The organism is Dyadobacter sp. CY323, assembly GCF_021390245.1.
Lineage (GTDB): Bacteria > Bacteroidota > Bacteroidia > Cytophagales > Spirosomataceae > Dyadobacter.
This window is the reverse complement of the sequence record NZ_JAJUXH010000005.1, coordinates 81,783-97,356: the sequence shown is the minus strand read 5'-3', so window position 1 is coordinate 97,356 and position 15,574 is coordinate 81,783. Positions and strand designations below refer to the sequence as shown.

The 15,574-nt window shown below is 47.5% G+C and carries 13 protein-coding genes; 8 read left to right on the top strand and 5 right to left on the bottom strand.

The window, feature by feature from the left end; genetic code table 11:
- Positions 1-13 precede the first annotated feature (13 nt).
- Complete coding sequence (locus LZG72_RS11305) at positions 14-883, bottom strand: AraC family transcriptional regulator (protein WP_233871700.1); 870 nt, start codon at positions 881-883, stop codon at positions 14-16.
- Between the two features lie 258 nt (positions 884-1,141).
- On the opposite strand from LZG72_RS11305, the gene LZG72_RS11300 reads away from it, so the two are divergent.
- The 5 genes from LZG72_RS11300 (at position 1,142) to LZG72_RS11280 (ending at position 9,420) form a co-directional block, all read left to right on the top strand.
- The gene (locus tag LZG72_RS11300) at positions 1,142-1,480 is read left to right on the top strand and encodes a PadR family transcriptional regulator (protein ID WP_233871697.1); all 339 of its coding nucleotides are present in this window, start codon (positions 1,142-1,144) and stop codon (positions 1,478-1,480) included.
- Positions 1,481-4,114, top strand: coding sequence for an ABC transporter permease (locus LZG72_RS11295; protein WP_233871694.1), 2,634 nt, complete (start codon positions 1,481-1,483; stop codon positions 4,112-4,114).
- A gap of 298 nt (positions 4,115-4,412) precedes the next feature.
- A complete protein-coding gene (locus LZG72_RS11290) occupies positions 4,413-7,976 on the top strand; it encodes a PAS domain S-box protein (protein ID WP_233871691.1) in 3,564 nt (1,187 codons plus the stop codon).
- Positions 7,973-8,374 carry a response regulator gene (locus tag LZG72_RS11285; protein WP_233871688.1) on the top strand — a complete coding sequence of 134 codons (402 nt, stop codon included), beginning with the start codon at positions 7,973-7,975 and terminating at the stop codon, positions 8,372-8,374. Before LZG72_RS11290 ends, LZG72_RS11285 begins: the two co-directional genes overlap by 4 nt.
- 293 nt (positions 8,375-8,667) lie before the next feature.
- Entirely contained in the window at positions 8,668-9,420 is a 753-nt protein-coding gene (locus LZG72_RS11280) for an SDR family NAD(P)-dependent oxidoreductase (RefSeq protein ID WP_233871685.1), read from the top strand.
- 118 nt (positions 9,421-9,538) lie between these two features.
- Here the strand turns inward: LZG72_RS11280 and LZG72_RS11275 are convergent, their stop codons facing one another.
- The gene (locus LZG72_RS11275; RefSeq protein ID WP_233871682.1) at positions 9,539-10,501 is read right to left on the bottom strand and encodes a cytochrome c; all 963 of its coding nucleotides are present in this window, start codon (positions 10,499-10,501) and stop codon (positions 9,539-9,541) included.
- A 218-nt stretch (positions 10,502-10,719) separates the two neighbouring features.
- Between LZG72_RS11275 and LZG72_RS11270 the strand changes: the two genes are divergently transcribed.
- Positions 10,720-11,721: an SDR family NAD(P)-dependent oxidoreductase gene (locus LZG72_RS11270; protein ID WP_233871679.1), complete on the top strand. Its 1,002-nt coding sequence runs from the start codon at positions 10,720-10,722 to the stop codon at positions 11,719-11,721.
- Between the two features lies 1 nt (position 11,722).
- Positions 11,723-12,532 carry an AraC family transcriptional regulator gene (locus LZG72_RS11265; RefSeq protein WP_233871676.1) on the top strand — a complete coding sequence of 270 codons (810 nt, stop codon included), beginning with the start codon at positions 11,723-11,725 and terminating at the stop codon, positions 12,530-12,532.
- A 44-nt stretch (positions 12,533-12,576) separates the two neighbouring features.
- On the opposite strand, the gene LZG72_RS11260 is transcribed toward LZG72_RS11265, so the two are convergent.
- Together LZG72_RS11260 and LZG72_RS11255 are read right to left on the bottom strand one after the other, a co-directional pair.
- The gene (locus LZG72_RS11260) at positions 12,577-13,074 is read right to left on the bottom strand and encodes a two-component regulator propeller domain-containing protein (RefSeq protein WP_310590555.1); all 498 of its coding nucleotides are present in this window, start codon (positions 13,072-13,074) and stop codon (positions 12,577-12,579) included.
- Positions 13,075-13,125: 51 nt separating this feature from the next.
- Positions 13,126-13,440 (bottom strand): two-component regulator propeller domain-containing protein, encoded by a 315-nt coding sequence (locus tag LZG72_RS11255; RefSeq protein ID WP_233871671.1) that lies wholly within the window; start codon positions 13,438-13,440, stop codon positions 13,126-13,128.
- A gap of 346 nt (positions 13,441-13,786) precedes the next feature.
- Between LZG72_RS11255 and LZG72_RS11250 the strand changes: the two genes are divergently transcribed.
- Entirely contained in the window at positions 13,787-14,176 is a 390-nt protein-coding gene (locus tag LZG72_RS11250) for a hypothetical protein (RefSeq protein WP_233871668.1), read from the top strand.
- Here the strand turns inward: LZG72_RS11250 and LZG72_RS11245 are convergent.
- Entirely contained in the window at positions 14,173-15,543 is a 1,371-nt protein-coding gene (locus tag LZG72_RS11245; protein WP_233871665.1) for an alginate export family protein, read from the bottom strand. The two genes, LZG72_RS11250 and LZG72_RS11245, sit on opposite strands and share 4 nt — an antisense overlap.
- Between the last annotated feature and the right edge of the window lie 31 nt (positions 15,544-15,574).

The window sequence follows — 15,574 nt, the reverse complement described above, 5'->3', positions numbered from 1 at the left end:
AAAACATCGGCTATTAACGGATAAGCAGTGTTTTCCGGTAATCGCTCGGCGTCATGCTTTTCAGTTTTTTGAATTGCCGGTTGAAGTTAGCCAGATTGTTGAAACCGCATTCATAAGCAACTTCCACTACATTCCGGTCATTCTCAGAAAGGAGCTTGCAGGCGTGCCCGATGCGGACCGTTGTGAGGTATTCCACAAATGTTACGCGGAACTGCTCCTTGAAAAAGTTACAAAACGCGGTCACACCCATACTTCCCACGGAAGCGATTTCGGCAAGACTGATATCCTTGTCGAAGTTTTGCATAATGTAACCCGTGATTTTCTTAAACCGGTCGGAGCATTCGAAGTGAAAGTTCTGGACAAAGCGCGGGCTGGCCAAAAGGTCGTATTCTGTCGTCGTGGCCATGATATCAAAGATCAACAGCAGAGATGAAAGTCTCTGAAGTCCGTTCATCGTCGGCATTTTGCGGATCAGCTTATTGATTTCATCGCGGGTCCTTCCGTGTAATGCCATGCCGCGGTCGGCGAGTTTCAAAACTTTTCTCAGATTATCCATTTCCGGAATAGTCATAAATTCGTCTCCCAGAAAATCCTCCGTGAAATGCAGGACGAGAGCATCTGCCTGTTCAGCAGCTTTTCTGTCCAGGTACATCTGGTCGTTGACCCAGACATGCGGGAGCATTGAACCCATAAAAACCAAATCGTCCTCCTCAAAGTAGCCGATATGGTCACCGACCATACGTTTCCCGGTACTTTTATTTACAAGAACAAACTCAAAGTGAGCATGGTAATGCCATGGAGCCGGGAAGAAATCGCCTTTTTCCCGAAAAACAATAAAGGATTTGTCGACATCCTGAGGTAAGTGAAATTCAACAGCTTTCATATGTCCAGGGTTATTGTTCCTGTAAACTAATACAAATTTTCAATTCTGTCCATTTTGTGAAAGATAGTATCATAAATAAGGATAAAAGTAGAAATTCTCAAATTCCGCGAATTACCGGACGTTTCGGCATGATTGTCCAAAATCGAACGTTTGAATTTATTTAAAATAACTACAACTAGTTATAGATCAGGTGATTGTAGCCGTAGTCAATACCTGGTATAGTATTTGACCGACATTATCGGAATAAATCAACGCGTAATGAAGAGAACATTCCTGGGGGAGTTTGAAGAGGTGGTACTGCTGACCGTCGCAATACTCGGAGAAAATGCCTATGCGGTTACTGTGGCTCAGGAGCTCGAACATAAAATCGGCCGGACGGTCGGGTTCAGCTCTGTGCATACCACCTTGCAGCGACTGGAAGAAAAGGCTTACCTGTTTTCTGTGATGGGTGGGGCAACAGCCGAACGTGGCGGCCGGCGGAAACGCTTTTTTGTGGTTACTGCATTGGGTGAGAAAGTATTAAGGGAGGTAAGGCAGGTCCGAAATGATCTATGGGACGCGGTGCCGTCTTCCGCATTTCAGTTAACGAAAGGGTAGATGAAAGACACTTCCCCGCCACAATGGGCCGTAAAACTTCTGGCCCGCTTCGCAGATCCTAATACTTCGGAGGAGGTACAGGGAGATTTAATGGAAATGTATAGCTATTGGGTTCGTCGGGCCGGCGTGGCAACTGCGCGGCGACGGTACGTTTGGAATGTCCTAAAATTAATGCGGCCTTTCGCCAGAGATAAAAAATCGCAGCAATATTCGAAAACTTATTCAGCCAGTCCAGTTATGATCCGTAACTACTTTAAAGTCGCATTCAGGAACCTCACTAAAAACCGGGGTTACTCAGCTATCAATATCGGAGGCCTCGCGGCCGGAATGACGATCGCATTGTTGATCGGATTGTGGATCCACGATGAATTTTCATTCAATAAATACCACCAGAATTACGGGCGGATCGCGAAAGTCATGCAAAGCGTTACGTTCGAAGGGAAAGTATATCATGGCGAATATATGCCCGGACCGCTCGGCACAGAGCTTCGTACCCATTATGCCGACGATTTCAGGTATGTGGTGATGTCTTCTTTTACGGGTGACCATATTGTGGCTTACGGTGACAAAAAGCTTACAAAAAAAGGCAACTACATGAGTCCCGAGGTGGCCGAGATGCTTTCGCTGAAAATGGCCCATGGGACGCGCGCCGGGTTGCAGGACCAGTCTTCGATCATGTTGTCGGAAAGTGTCGCGGGCGTGCTGTTTGGTGTGGAAGATCCGGTCGGAAAAATTGTAAAGCTCGACAATGCGATGAACCTGAAGGTGACGGGAGTTTATGAAGATCTTCCGTACAATACCGAGTTCCGGGATCTGAACTTTATAGCACCTTGGGACTTGTATGTGTCTACCCAAAATTGGGTAAAAAAGGCTTTGGATAATGCAGAGTGGGACAATAATTCATGGCAGGTACTCGCGCAGATCAGCCCTAATTCCAATTATGAGGCCGTTTCCAAAAAGATCAAAGATGTGAAACTGAAACACGCGCCTGAAACAGCTTTTCTAAAACCTGTGATCTACCTGCACCCGATGTCGAGATGGCACCTGTATTCCGGCTGGGATGAGACCGGGAATGTCAATGCACGGATCCAGTATGTGTGGCTGTTTGGCATAATCGGCATGTTTGTGTTGCTGCTCGCGTCGATCAACTTCATGAACCTGAGCACCGCGCGGTCGGAAAGACGGGCGAAGGAAGTAGGGATCCGAAAAGCCATAGGCTCGCTGCGCGGGCAGCTTGTAGGTCAATTCCTGAGCGAATCGCTGCTGGTGGTGGCTTGCTCATTTGTGCTTTCCATTGCTTTGGTGGTGCTGCTGCTTCCGGCCTTCAATGCGCTCGCTGATAAACAGATCGCTTTTTTCTGGACAAACCCGATGTTCTGGCTTGCGGGGATCACATTCTGCCTCATTACCGGGTTGATCTCGGGAAGTTACCCGGCGCTATACCTGTCTTCTTTTCAGCCGGTAAAGGTATTGAAAGGGACATTTGCACTTGGACGCTTCGCGGCAGTTCCGCGTAAGGTTCTGGTGGTGTTGCAATTTACCGTTTCCGTGACGCTGATAATCGGGACGATCATCGTGTACCGCCAGATCCAGCATGCCAAAAACCGTCCCATCGGTTACGACAGAAACGGCCTGATCACCATTAATATCAACACGCCGGAGCTCTCTAACCAATATAATGTACTCAGAACGAGCTTGCTGGAGACCGGAGCGGTGGTTGATATGTCTACATCGTCCAGCGAACCTACTAAAACGAGTTCCAACAACGGAGGTTTTGAGTGGGAGGGGAAAGACCCGAATTTCAAGGATAATTTCTGCACCATTGCGGTGACACACGATTATGGCAAAACCATTGGCTGGCAGTTTGTAGAAGGCCGGGACTTTTCCAGGGCTTTCTCTACAGATTCGACGGGAATGGTTATGAATGAAGCAGCGCTGAAATACATGGGTTTCAAAAAACCGTCGGAGATGATCGGGAAATACATGAAGTGGAATGGAGTGAAGTTTACGGTGGTGGGCGTAATTAAGGACATGCTCATGGATTCCCCGTTTGAACCCATACGGCCGGCACTTTTTATGGTCAATTATGGCTGGGCCAATGTGATCAACATCAAACTGAACCCAACCTTGTCTGCACGTGGATCCCTGAACAAAATCGAGACCGTTTTCCGCAAACTGAATCCGGGAAGCCCGTTTGATTTCAAATTCGCCGACCAGCAGTATGCCGTCAAATTCGCGACCGAGGAACGGATTGCGAAACTGGCATCTGTTTTTGCGGGGCTGGCGGTGATGATCAGCTGCCTCGGATTATTCGGACTTGCTTCCTTCACCGCTGAGCAGCGTACCAAAGAGATCGGCATCCGAAAAGTACTTGGGGCGACGGTACCGAACCTGTGGGCGCTGTTGTCCAAAGATTTTGTGCTCCTGGTGATCATTGCCTGCCTGATCTCCATTCCGCTTGCCTGGTATCTTCTCAGCAACTGGTTGCTCAGCTACCAATACCGGACGGAAATTTCCTGGTGGATCTTTGCAGTGTCAACGCTGGGTGCATTGTGCATTACCTTGCTGACGGTGAGTTACCAGGCTGTCCGGGCCGCACTCCTCGATCCGGTCAAGTCTTTGAAGACAGAATAATTATACGAACTTTTTTCATCAATCCTGCGAAATGTTTCTATTCAAAGCGTAGTAATTTCGGGTGCTCTTCTATTTTTTCTAATAAAATATTTACCGGTTAATAGATTGAAAAGTAGCAGGTTGTGTGGATTCGATTTTCGTTTCCACTATTTCTGCTGTGGTTCTGTATGTAAAATGTCTTAATGAGGTGATTTTTTTACTAATTCTAATTTTCTAACTTGATGTACAGGCCTGCCAATCTTATATTTTTCGTTTTCCGGCAGGCATAAAGTTTGGCATACGTACTAATGCAAACAAAATGAACAGAAGTTTGAAAATCGTGCACCTGGAAAATTCAGTGGGTGGGGCAATCACAGTAGAACAAGCATTAAGAAAAGGGAGTTTTAATACTGAGATAAAGGTAATTGGCACGAGAGATCAATATATACATGCATTAGCAGATTATTTTCCCGATATCATCCTTTCCGAGTATACTTTACCTGACATCCGTTACTCCGAGGCATTAGAGATGTTGAGGCAAAGCGGAATGCAAATTCCTTTCATTGTCGTCTCTGACGCCATTTCGGATGAAATAGCCGACGAATTGCTGCGAATCGGCGTCGACGACTATATTACAAAGGAGCAGTCGGGCCGCCTGACGTTCGCCGTACTCCGAAGCATCGAAAAGTACCAGGTCAAAAGGGAGCAGAAAGACTTGCTGGAACAGCTGACGAACAGTGAAAAGCGGTTTCGCACGCTGGTGGAAAGCAGTACCGAAGCCGTGGTTGTACTCAGTGCCGAAGCCCAGCCAACTTACGTATCACCGGCCGTTAAAAACGTACTTGGATATACCCAGGAGGAGGTAATTGGTATGGACATTGGTTCCATAACACATCCCGAGGACATACCGGAGTTGTCGAAGATCATGATGAAAGTACTTGCCAGTCCGGGGGTACCGATACAGGGGCATACCGGCCGGATGCTGCACAAGGATGGAACGTGGCGGTGGATCGAAGCCACGGTAACCAACTTTCTGCACGAGCCCGCAATCAATGGAATTGTGGACAATTTCCGGGACGTAACACATAAAAAAGCCAGTGATGAAAAGATCCTCCACCTCAACAGGCTCTATGCTTTTCTCAGCCAGGTCAACCACACACTTGTACACGCCACAAATGCACAAACCGTTTTCAGCGAAGTATGCAGGATTGCCTGCGAAACCGGGAAGTTTCAGGCGGTTTGGATCGGGCTGAATAACCCCGGAAGTCATAAGATCAATGTGGTAGAAGCGCGGGGTCTCACCCAACAGGACCTGGCTGGATTTGTAGATGCTGACGAGGAGCAGAGAGCGTTATGCGGGTTTTTGAAATCGCAACCCTACTATGTGTCCAACAACACAGATCAGTCGTTTGTGTCGGAAAACTGGAAAACGCTGGCGGCTGGCGCGGGATACTGCTCGTGCATGGTGCTGCCGATCAGAAGGTCAGGTAATATCGTTGGCAGTTTTAACCTGTATGCCGCTGAAATAGATTTTTTTACAGAAGCTGAAACCGCATTACTCGTGGAAGCTGCGAATGGGATTTCATTTGCGCTGGACTTCTTTGAGAAAGAGCGATTGAAGCTGGTGGCTGATGAGCAGCTCAAACACAAAGAGCAGCGGCTGAGCCAGGCGCAGGCGATTGCGCATTTGGGAAGCTGGGAGTCGGACCTGACTACAGATACGAGTATATGGTCCGATGAAGCGTGCCGGATCGTTGGTTTGTCTGAAAATGATAACATCCAGAACCTGGAATCGTGGTTGTCGATCATTCATCCCGATGACATGGAATATGTGATGAAGACGAATGCGGCTGTACTGGAATCGATGCAGCCGACGGATTACTACCATCGCATTGTAAGAAAGGATGGGCAAACAAGGTACCTGCACGTGCATGCACACATCGAACAGAACAGCGAGGGGAAGGCTGTGCGGTTGTACGGCGTACTGCACGATGTGACCGAAATGGAAAAATCGCAGCAGGCCCTGCGAAGTTCAGAATCCAACCTGCGGGCAATCTTTGAAAACACGTCGGAAGGTTTTGTCCTGGCCGATACAAATGCGGTCGTGCAGTACTTTAACAGTAAAGCGAGCTATTTTTATAAGCGCAGTACGGGTAAGGAAATTGAGCTAGGCGGCAGTTTATACCATGCCGTTAGTGAATACAAGACTGAGGATTACAAGATGGCAATCACCCGTGTGCTGGCTGGTGAAACGAAGCAGTATGAGCATGTATACGAGAGAGTTGAGGGCGAAAAGAAATGGTTAAGTGTTACGTTCACTCCCGTGTATGAAAACCGGCAGATCACGGGGCTCAGCCTGACCATGATGGATATCACAGACCGGAAACTTGCACAGGAGCTGCTTCAGAAGTCAGAGTCGAACTTGAATGCGATCATGAACAATACCGATGCGCTGATCTATTCTCTGGACAGTGATTTTAAATACATTACTTACAATGAGGCGCTTCGAAACATGATGAAAACGAGGTATGGAGTAGATGTACAACCAGGCTATGACATACGCGAGTCGATCAGCAAGTTCGACCCCGATTCCGGTGAGGACTGGGAGCAGATCAATGCCCGGGCGTTTGGCGGGGAGATTTTGAAATTTGAAAAAGAACTTCCCTACAACGGTTCTCAGAGTCACTTGAAATTCTCGATCCACCCGATAAGAGAAAGCAACACGGTCACAGGTCTTTCCTGTTTCGTTAATGACATCACCAAAGAAAAAAGAGCAGAAGAAAAGGTAGTAAAGGCACTCGAAGAAAAAAATGTGATCCTGGAAAGCATCGGGGATGCGTTTTACGCGGTGGATCACAACTGGATCGTTACCTACTGGAACAAGGAGGCTGAGGCCGTGCTGGGTTGTCCGAAGGAAAAAATACTGGGTAAGTCTGTGTGGGAGGTGTTTCCGGATGTTGTAGGCACCTTATTCCATGAATCGTATAAAAAGGCATTTGATCAAAACACGATACAACATTTTGAATCCTACTACGAGCGGGACCGTACCTGGTTCGAGGTAACAGCCTACCCTTCGGCCAGCGGCCTTTCCATCTACCTGCGGGACATCACGCGGCGGAAAAATTCTGAGGCCCAGCTCAATGAGCTCAATGAGAATCTGCAGAATTATACCAATGAACTTATTGCGTCTAACAAAGGACTAGAGCAGTTCTCCTACATCGTATCCCATAACCTGCGGGCGCCGGTGGCAAACATCATCGGTCTGGCGGAACTTGTAAACCAGGACGACTATCCGGCGCAGATAAAAGAGGAATTTTTGAAGGGGATTTTGCTGAATGTAAAAAGGCTGGATGACGTAGTTTTGGACCTTAATACGATTTTACAGATTAAAAGGGATGTAAGTGAAAAAAGAGAACGGGTATCTATGCAGCAGCTGGTAGACAATATCCGTTCGAGCATTCAGAATATCATCGAAAAAGAACATGTAGAGATAAAGACCGATTTTAGCGCTATTAATGAGCTTTTTACATTAAAAAGTTACCTGCACAGCGTTTTTTACAACCTCATCATGAACAGTATCAAATACCGGCAACCGGACGTTGACCCTGTGATATGCATGACGAGCAGCCGGGAACTCGGGAAGATCGTTATCTCGGTCCGTGACAATGGCATGGGAATTGATCTGATGAAGAAAGGCTCGGAGCTATTTGGACTTTACAAACGTTTCCACCATCATGTGGAAGGAAAAGGAATGGGACTATTTATGGTCAGAACGCAGGTAGAGATGCTCGGAGGGAAAATAGATGTAAACAGTGCCGTTAACAAAGGCACAGAATTTAGAATCGAATTTCGGTCCGATGATCATTCAATTCCCATTTTATGAAAATACCTCCTCAATTCATCGTGGTGGATGATGATCCCATCAACAACCTGGTTTGCAAGTACAACATTGCAAGTTTAGCGCCCGCTGCCCACATTCAGCTCTTTACAGATCCCGAGAATGCGCTGGCATGGATCAGAGAGGAATACAGCCAGAAGCCAGACAGCCCGGAGACGGTACTTTTTCTGGATATCAACATGCCGGTGATGAATGGCTGGGAGTTTCTTGACGAATTCAGTTCTTTGCCGGATTCGGTCCATACGCAGATCAGCATATTTATCCTTTCGTCTTCCATTGATCCTGAGGACAAACAGAATGCAGAAAACCATCCACTTGTGCGCGGCTATTATTCAAAACCTTTGAGCAAGGAAACAATCAATCAGATATATATGGAAGGGTAGGGCTTTTTGATAGCTTTGATTTTTACAAATTAATACAAATGGAGTTTTGCGTGTTTGCGGCGGAGTAAAAGCATTGCTGCGACAGACCGACTGGGCTATCGCCGAAATCGCCTACAGTTTCGGATTTCGCCCATTTCACCAAATTCTTCAAAAGTGAAACTTCTTTCGCGCCGGGTGCATTTCGTTCCCAGGATAAAAGTTTGAATTATACATAAAATTGATTGTCCGGGACAAACTGGTGCTTCCCCATTTGGCGGAGTTTTGTACATTCTTTAACTGTACAAAACTCCCAGATGACAACTCAAAAAATCGCATTGGTTACCGGCGGAAGCCGTGGAATTGGTAAAAGCATTGCATTAAACCTGGCCGAAAAAGGAACAGACATTTTGCTAACCTATCGCAGCAATGTTGACGAGGCGCGTGCAACCGTGGCCGCCATAGAATCTCTTGGCCGCAAAGCGGTTGCATTACCGCTCAATACGGCGGATATTAATGGCTTCGACGCCTTTTTCCAGGAAGCAAGTGCCGCATTATCAGCTACATTCAACACCGACCGTTTCGATTTCCTGATCAACAACGCGGGAACGAGCCTGGTGGCGGCAGTCGCAGAGACGACGGAAGCGCAATTCGATGAGATGATGAACATTCACGTGAAAGGGGTTTATTTTCTCACACAAAAGGCGCTGGATTTTCTTCGCGAAGGCGGCCGGATCGTCAATATTTCTTCCGGCGTCTCGCGCTACTCGTTTCCCGGGGCTTCTGCGTATGGGATCATGAAAGGTGCGGTGGACGTTTTTACGAGATACCTGGCCCTCGAACTGGGCGGAAGGGGCATTTCGGCCAATGTAGTCGCGCCCGGTGCCGTTTTCGGAGGCGGCGCTCTGGACGATTCACCGGAGTTGCGCACGTACGTGGCCGGTGCTACCGCCCTCGGTCGGGTCGGGTTGCCCGATGATATCAGCGGCGTAGTGGCGTTCCTGTGCAGCGAAGACGCGAAATGGGTGAATGGCCAACGCATTGAAGTAACCGGCGGAATGAGTTTATAATTGATGAAGGGGAAAATATATAAGATGCCTGGCGAAACGCCTTCCAGCTTTCGGGCCAAATATCTGAAAACGAACTGGTTTGAAACCGTTTGCTGAACTGGTCGCGGATCAGATAACGCTATTTCTCAGTTTTCGCAACAAACCGGACTGTTGGATTTTTGACGGGCTTCATCGATTTGAAATAGTAAAAAAGTGCTTTAAGGTCGTTGTCATTCAGCGTTTGAAACGACTTCCACGGCATTGGCGTTTCCGGATAAACGGCACCGGCCCGGAATTTGGCGATGAATTGTCCGACCGAGTAATGGGTGATCGCGCCGGTTTCCGGATCGGGGGTCAGATTCGGAGTGGTGAATGTGCCCGACTTCGCGCGCATCTGATATCCTCCCGCAAACTTTTCGCCTACAAATTCTCCGGTGTTTTTATCGCGATTGGTATGGCATCCCACGCAGTTCCCGACGGACGCGGCCAGGTAACGGCCATATTCGGGCGTGGTATCGCGTTCCATGACGTGCGGAGCAATGGAGTCTAGTCCAACAGGTTTTATCACAAATCGCTTTACGATCTTGCCGAGTAAATTCAGCTCGGTTTCTTCGACCACATTTTTGATCGGCTCCAAGCTTCTCAGATAAGAGATTACGGCAGTAATATCCTCATCACTCATACCATTGTACGTCATGAAAGGGATCATCGCCGTGTTGTCGTGCTTTACTGAAAACCGGATCGCCCGCGCCAGCATTTCATCGGAACGGGCGCCGATCCCGGTTGCCGAGTCGGGGGTGATGTTCGGGCTGTAAAGTGTTCCAAACGGCAATTTAAAAGCGAGGCCTCCCGACAATCCCGTCACTGTACCAGTCTGTAAATTCGTTTCCCCGTCGGCTGCGTGGCAGTTCCAGCAATGGCCCGGCCCCATAACCAGGTACTGTCCGCGGGCAATCACCGCCGAGTCTTTACTATGCCTGATCCCGGTGGCCGGGGCGTCGTATTCCGGATTGTAATTAAACTGGACGTAAAGCAGAAAACAGGCAATGGCGGCTGTTAATGCCAGCAGAATTTGTAGGCTTCGTTTCAATGGTTTCTTCATGGCGCAGATGTTTTTTATTTGCAGATTCACGATGCAAAGCAAGCAGCACCAATGCACAAAGAGCATAGTAGAATGCGCCAAATTCATGGGAATTTGCGCCACCTATCACTCCCGGCATTAAGAGTGACATTTTAAACAAAGAAAGTTGACATTCTGAACACAATGCGCTGCCCGACGACCCGGTAATTTTGTTCCATCACTTTTAAATATGTAATAACATGGAACAAAACAATTATCAGGGAGCTTTACAACAGCCGATCGGCTCGGGCTTCAATGCAGCATCTACGGCTAGTGATGTGATCAAAGGGATTGATCTTACAGGTAAAATCGCAATCGTAACGGGCGGTAATGCAGGCATCGGCCTGGAAACGACCAAAGTACTGGCTGCGGCCGGCGCTACGGTGATTGTTCCGGCGCGGGATTTGGACAAGGCGAGAAAAAACCTGGAAGGTATCCCGAATGTGGAACTGGGCGTGATTGATTTTATGGAACCGGATTCCATTGATGCATTTGCCGAAACTTTTCTGGCCACCGGCCGGCCGCTCCATTTACTGATCAACAATGCGGGTATTATGTGGGTACCTCTCCGCAGGGACAGTCGCGGCATCGAATCGCAGCTGGCGACCAATTACTTAGGTCAATTTCAGCTGACTGCCAGATTGTGGCCGGCTTTAAAATCGGCAAATGGTGCAAGAGTTGTGAGTGTGTCTTCGCTCGGGCATCAAATGGGAGAGTTCAATTTCGAAGACCCCAATTTCCTTCACCGTGAGTACCAAACCTTGCAAGCTTACGGGCAATCGAAAACGGCCAGCAACTTGTTCGCCCTGGAACTGGATAATTTTGGAAAAAAACACCATGTGAGAGCGTACTCGCTGCATCCCGGCTCCATTCATGGCACAGAGCTGGGAAGAGAAGCTTCACTGGAATTGTTTCAGCAAATGGGCTTTCTGGATTCCCAGGGCAATCTTTTGCCGGAAGTATTGGCCTCGTTAAAAACAATTCCCCAGGGGGCGGCCACAACCGTCTGGTGTGCGACCAGCCCAATGCTTGACACTTTCGGCGGCGTATACTGTGAAGATGCAGACATAGCTGAACTGAGCCTGGAAAATAACCCTTTTGAAAATCAGCGCGGAGTAAAACCGTATTCGCAGGACGAAACCAACGCCAAAAAGCTCTGGAAATGGAGTGAGCAGGTAACCGGCATTTCCTATATTTGGTAACATGGATCACATTTCAAAGTACCTGACCAAGGAAATCAAGCTTTCCAGTTACGACGACAAGTTGTTCAAGTCGGACCTGATGTTTGATGACCACATGCTGATCTGGTTTATTTCAGGGGAAACGAAGATTATTCAGGCGGACGCGACTTACTATTTTAAGGCAGGCGACATATTTTTGATCCCGCGGAATCAGCTTGCCACCATCGTGAATTATCCGAAAAACGGGCAGCCTCACAAAACCGTGGTCATGCATTTGGCGACCGAGCGATTGAAACGGTTTTATGAAAAAGTAGAGGTGAAGAAGAGAATTATCTCAGACCAAAAAATATTCAGTTTTACCAATCATCCATTACTGGAAAGTTGCCTGACTTCGCTGATCCCTTATTTTGACTTAAAAGGCGAATTTCCCGAAAGCATCGCGTCGCTGAAAATTACGGAAGCCATCACCATCCTGCGGGAGATTGACAAGACGGTGGACGATGTACTGGCAAACTTCGATGATCCCGGAAAAATTGATCTGATCGATTTCATGCAGCGGAATTTTATGTTTAATATGCCCATGGAAAAACTGGGCTATTTAACCGGCCGGAGTTTGTCCACATTCAACCGGGATTTCAGGAAATTCTTCAACGTCACGCCCCAAAAATGGCTGACCGAAAAGAGGCTTGAACTGGCATACTATCAACTCGCCGAAAAAAAGAAAAGACCGACGGAGGTTTATCTCGAAGTCGGTTTTGAAGATCTGTCGCACTTTTCCTTTGCATTTAAAAAGAAGTATGGCATTGCGCCTACGCAGTTGCTTCATGTTTAGAGAACCGAATGTCAATGTCCATTTGTAAGACAGCCAGCGAAACGTTATTCTGAGAAAGTGGTAAAGGTTTTTCCGTCGTAACGGCACGCCCCGTGTCTCCGCGTCGCAAACCAGATGTTGCCGGCATTATCTTCCGAAATGGAAAAAATCATGTCGTCACTAATATGGTTTTTTAGTTCAGAAGAGGGCAGGGATTTTGGCAAATAACTGGGAGATCTCTTGTTATCGACCGGGAAAGATCGGCCGTCTTCGGACACCCCGTTTTTTGTTTGATAATAATCGGCAGACGGGACGAAATTGGTAAAGGATCTGCCATTGTACCGCCACACGCCACCGCCATTCCAGGAACTGAACCAGAGATTGCCATTTCGATCCTGGAAAATATCCAGAATGGACTGATGGTATGTTCCGAGATTAAACGGATGGTCAGCGTGATTGAGAAAATTGGTAAGATTTTTCCCATCGAAACGATAAATGCCACTATTCATGGTGCCCAGCCAGATATTCCCGTCTTTGTCTTCCAAAAGGCTCGATATCGATATTTTGTTTAAATCCGCATGATCTGAGTATTTGCTGAAAGTTTTTCCGTCATATTAGCAAGTCCCTTTTTTTGTGCCGAACAAAATATTACCCTTTTTATCCTGGATGATCTTACTGACATGATTATCAGTCAGCCCGTCTTGCGTGGTAATATTGGTAAATGACTTGCCATCGTAACGGTACACGCCTTCACCACCACTGCTGAACCAGATGTTGCCATCGGTATCCTGCAAGTCACACCCGATATTACCAGAGGTAACGCGAAGTGTCCGTACCAGTTTCGTTTTGACCTGTGCCATACAGGAAGCGCCGCAAATCAGCAAAAACAGTAAGGAATTCCGCAAAGTATGCAGCCGATGTAATTTCATTTTTCAGGTCTGTTCCGTTTTCGTTCAAGCCGATAAAACAAAAGTATCCGGCAGCACCCGGCAAAAAAAGCGGCGTCGGGAAAGGAATGTAAAAGTTTGTAAAATTTGGTCAGCCAGCCGCGGCTGCATTGAACATGAGTTTTAGATTGTTTGAAGGATTGATGAGAAATTTATTGTCTGCGCCCGGGCTTAGATATTGATTTCAATCTGCAATTTATTTTTGTTTAATAAAGCATTTTAACTTTACTTTGTCTATCAGTTTAGTAGATTAATATTCCGCTTTGAACCATCCATTGGCAGGAATGCAGATTTTATAAACATAACATTCCATTTTTTCAGGAGTCACATGATTTTAGAAACAGCATTTTACGTGGGTGGTGACAGGATCGCCAAAATCGTCATACACGGTCAGTTCAGCAGGAACCGCAAAGAAATGGCGATCGATTTCGAATTTTTGATCAAGGAAAAGCACGACCGCGATTTCCGGCAGCCGATCGGCGAAAACCACCCGCAATACTGGAAACTCAAAAATTCAAGATCCGGCAGGTCGCAATTATTGCAACTCGAATACAGCGGAATATCCCGGAAGCAACTTCGGGAGGCCACAAATGCATTCAAAGCACAGGCAGGTCCGGGTATTGTGTTTCGATATGAAAATGCATTCGAAGAAAAAACGAAATATTTGAAAGGAATGCGCTCAACAGCTCTGAGCAGAAGAATTGCGGCAGTCGGTTAATCCAACGTGGTTTTGGCAAGACGCAACAGCCTCGGCCTGAACGAAATCATCAGGTAACTCCACACGGGGATTTTATCCGAGTCGGGGACCTTTTTGAGCAATTCCATACGTTCTGCAGCCCATGTGGACGAAAAGCCGTAGATGATCTCGACTTGTTTTATAGGTTTAAAATTCAGGGAAATGTCACTTTCGAAGCCAAGGTATCTTCCTTTTGGATACTTGCCGGGCTCCTCGAGCGGGTACTGCGAATAAAAAAGATGCGCGTCAGCCCGCAGTGATAGCTTTTTGCTCACCTGATACAGTGCGAAGAGATAAGGATTCATCAAACCTTTGTCGTTCACGTCCGCTGGAAAGCGCGTGAAGAGGTTCATGTTTCCCATAAACTTCCAGGCAACGCCATAAAGCGGCACGAACGAATTGGTTACGTCGGGTCGGATGGTTGCCTTATTTCCGCTCAATACCTCGGCGCCCAGCCGCACGGTCATTTTTTCGAAACCCGCGCTGATCTCAGGCTGGATGTAATAGGCCCGTATCTTCTTTTCGGCCGCATTGCGTCCATATTGGTAATACGCATTCACGGTGGCGTAAAGCCCGCTATGGGTAAATTCCAGTCGCCCGCCATTGGTTATCCGCTGATAATGCTGCGTGGGAGCAATGCTTTTTTCAAACACTTCCAGCGTATTAATGGTCGTCAGGGCAAAGTGTTTATTAAGCTGATGCTTGAGATGGTGGACAAAAAGGAATTTATACTGATGCGAGGCTACCGGAGAATAGGCAGCGTCAAACCGTTTTCCATACGGGCGCGTAAAAGCGATGGTCAGGTCCGTATTGACTTTCTTATTAAAAAGCAGGCGAATACCCTCGTGCGCACGACTTTGCTGACTCCACGGTGCCGCCGAAAATATCCGGCCATTATCCAGTGACAATGCCTGCCTGCCAATTCGGACGGAAAGGTGCCGGGTTAAATGAGGTTCGATATACAGTTCAAATGCATTGATATTGCCGACGCGCGAGAAGCTGCCTGATTTGCCCCACACATGGATTTCCTGGGGAGAAGCGTGAAATTTGAAACGGTTGGAGGTGTAAGTAATGTCGAACCGGTTTCGCTGACTTACAAAAAACTCCGGCATTACAGAGTCGGACGCCGCCAGCATAAAATTATCCCGGAACTCGGCCCGCGGCCTCATTTCAAAGTCAACGGTCAGCTCACGTTTCAGGGAATCGGCCGTTTGAGAAAAAGACGTGTGGTTTGCCAGAGCCAGGAAAAGTACGGGAAATAGAAAGTAACGCACCGGCGTAAATGTTTGGCTACTGCGGTCAGAAAATCCAATGGTCAATGGTCGATCGTCGAATTGACCATCGACCATTGACCATTGACCATTGCTATGGCAGATTGAA

Excerpts from the sequence above, each read along its gene's own strand:
- LZG72_RS11305 (WP_233871700.1), bottom strand. The coding sequence starts at position 883 with ATGAAAGCTGTTGAATTTCACTTACCTCAGGATGTCGACAAATCCTTT.
- LZG72_RS11300 (WP_233871697.1), top strand. The coding sequence starts at position 1,142 with ATGAAGAGAACATTCCTGGGGGAGTTTGAAGAGGTGGTACTGCTGACC.
- LZG72_RS11295 (WP_233871694.1), top strand. The coding sequence starts at position 1,481 with ATGAAAGACACTTCCCCGCCACAATGGGCCGTAAAACTTCTGGCCCGC.
- LZG72_RS11290 (WP_233871691.1), top strand. The coding sequence starts at position 4,413 with ATGAACAGAAGTTTGAAAATCGTGCACCTGGAAAATTCAGTGGGTGGG.
- LZG72_RS11285 (WP_233871688.1), top strand. The coding sequence starts at position 7,973 with ATGAAAATACCTCCTCAATTCATCGTGGTGGATGATGATCCCATCAAC.
- LZG72_RS11280 (WP_233871685.1), top strand. The coding sequence starts at position 8,668 with ATGACAACTCAAAAAATCGCATTGGTTACCGGCGGAAGCCGTGGAATT.
- LZG72_RS11275 (WP_233871682.1), bottom strand. The coding sequence starts at position 10,501 with ATGAAGAAACCATTGAAACGAAGCCTACAAATTCTGCTGGCATTAACA.
- LZG72_RS11270 (WP_233871679.1), top strand. The coding sequence starts at position 10,720 with ATGGAACAAAACAATTATCAGGGAGCTTTACAACAGCCGATCGGCTCG.
- LZG72_RS11265 (WP_233871676.1), top strand. The coding sequence starts at position 11,723 with ATGGATCACATTTCAAAGTACCTGACCAAGGAAATCAAGCTTTCCAGT.
- LZG72_RS11255 (WP_233871671.1), bottom strand. The coding sequence starts at position 13,440 with ATGAAATTACATCGGCTGCATACTTTGCGGAATTCCTTACTGTTTTTG.
- LZG72_RS11250 (WP_233871668.1), top strand. The coding sequence starts at position 13,787 with ATGATTTTAGAAACAGCATTTTACGTGGGTGGTGACAGGATCGCCAAA.
- LZG72_RS11245 (WP_233871665.1), bottom strand. The coding sequence starts at position 15,543 with ATGGTCGATGGTCAATTCGACGATCGACCATTGACCATTGGATTTTCT.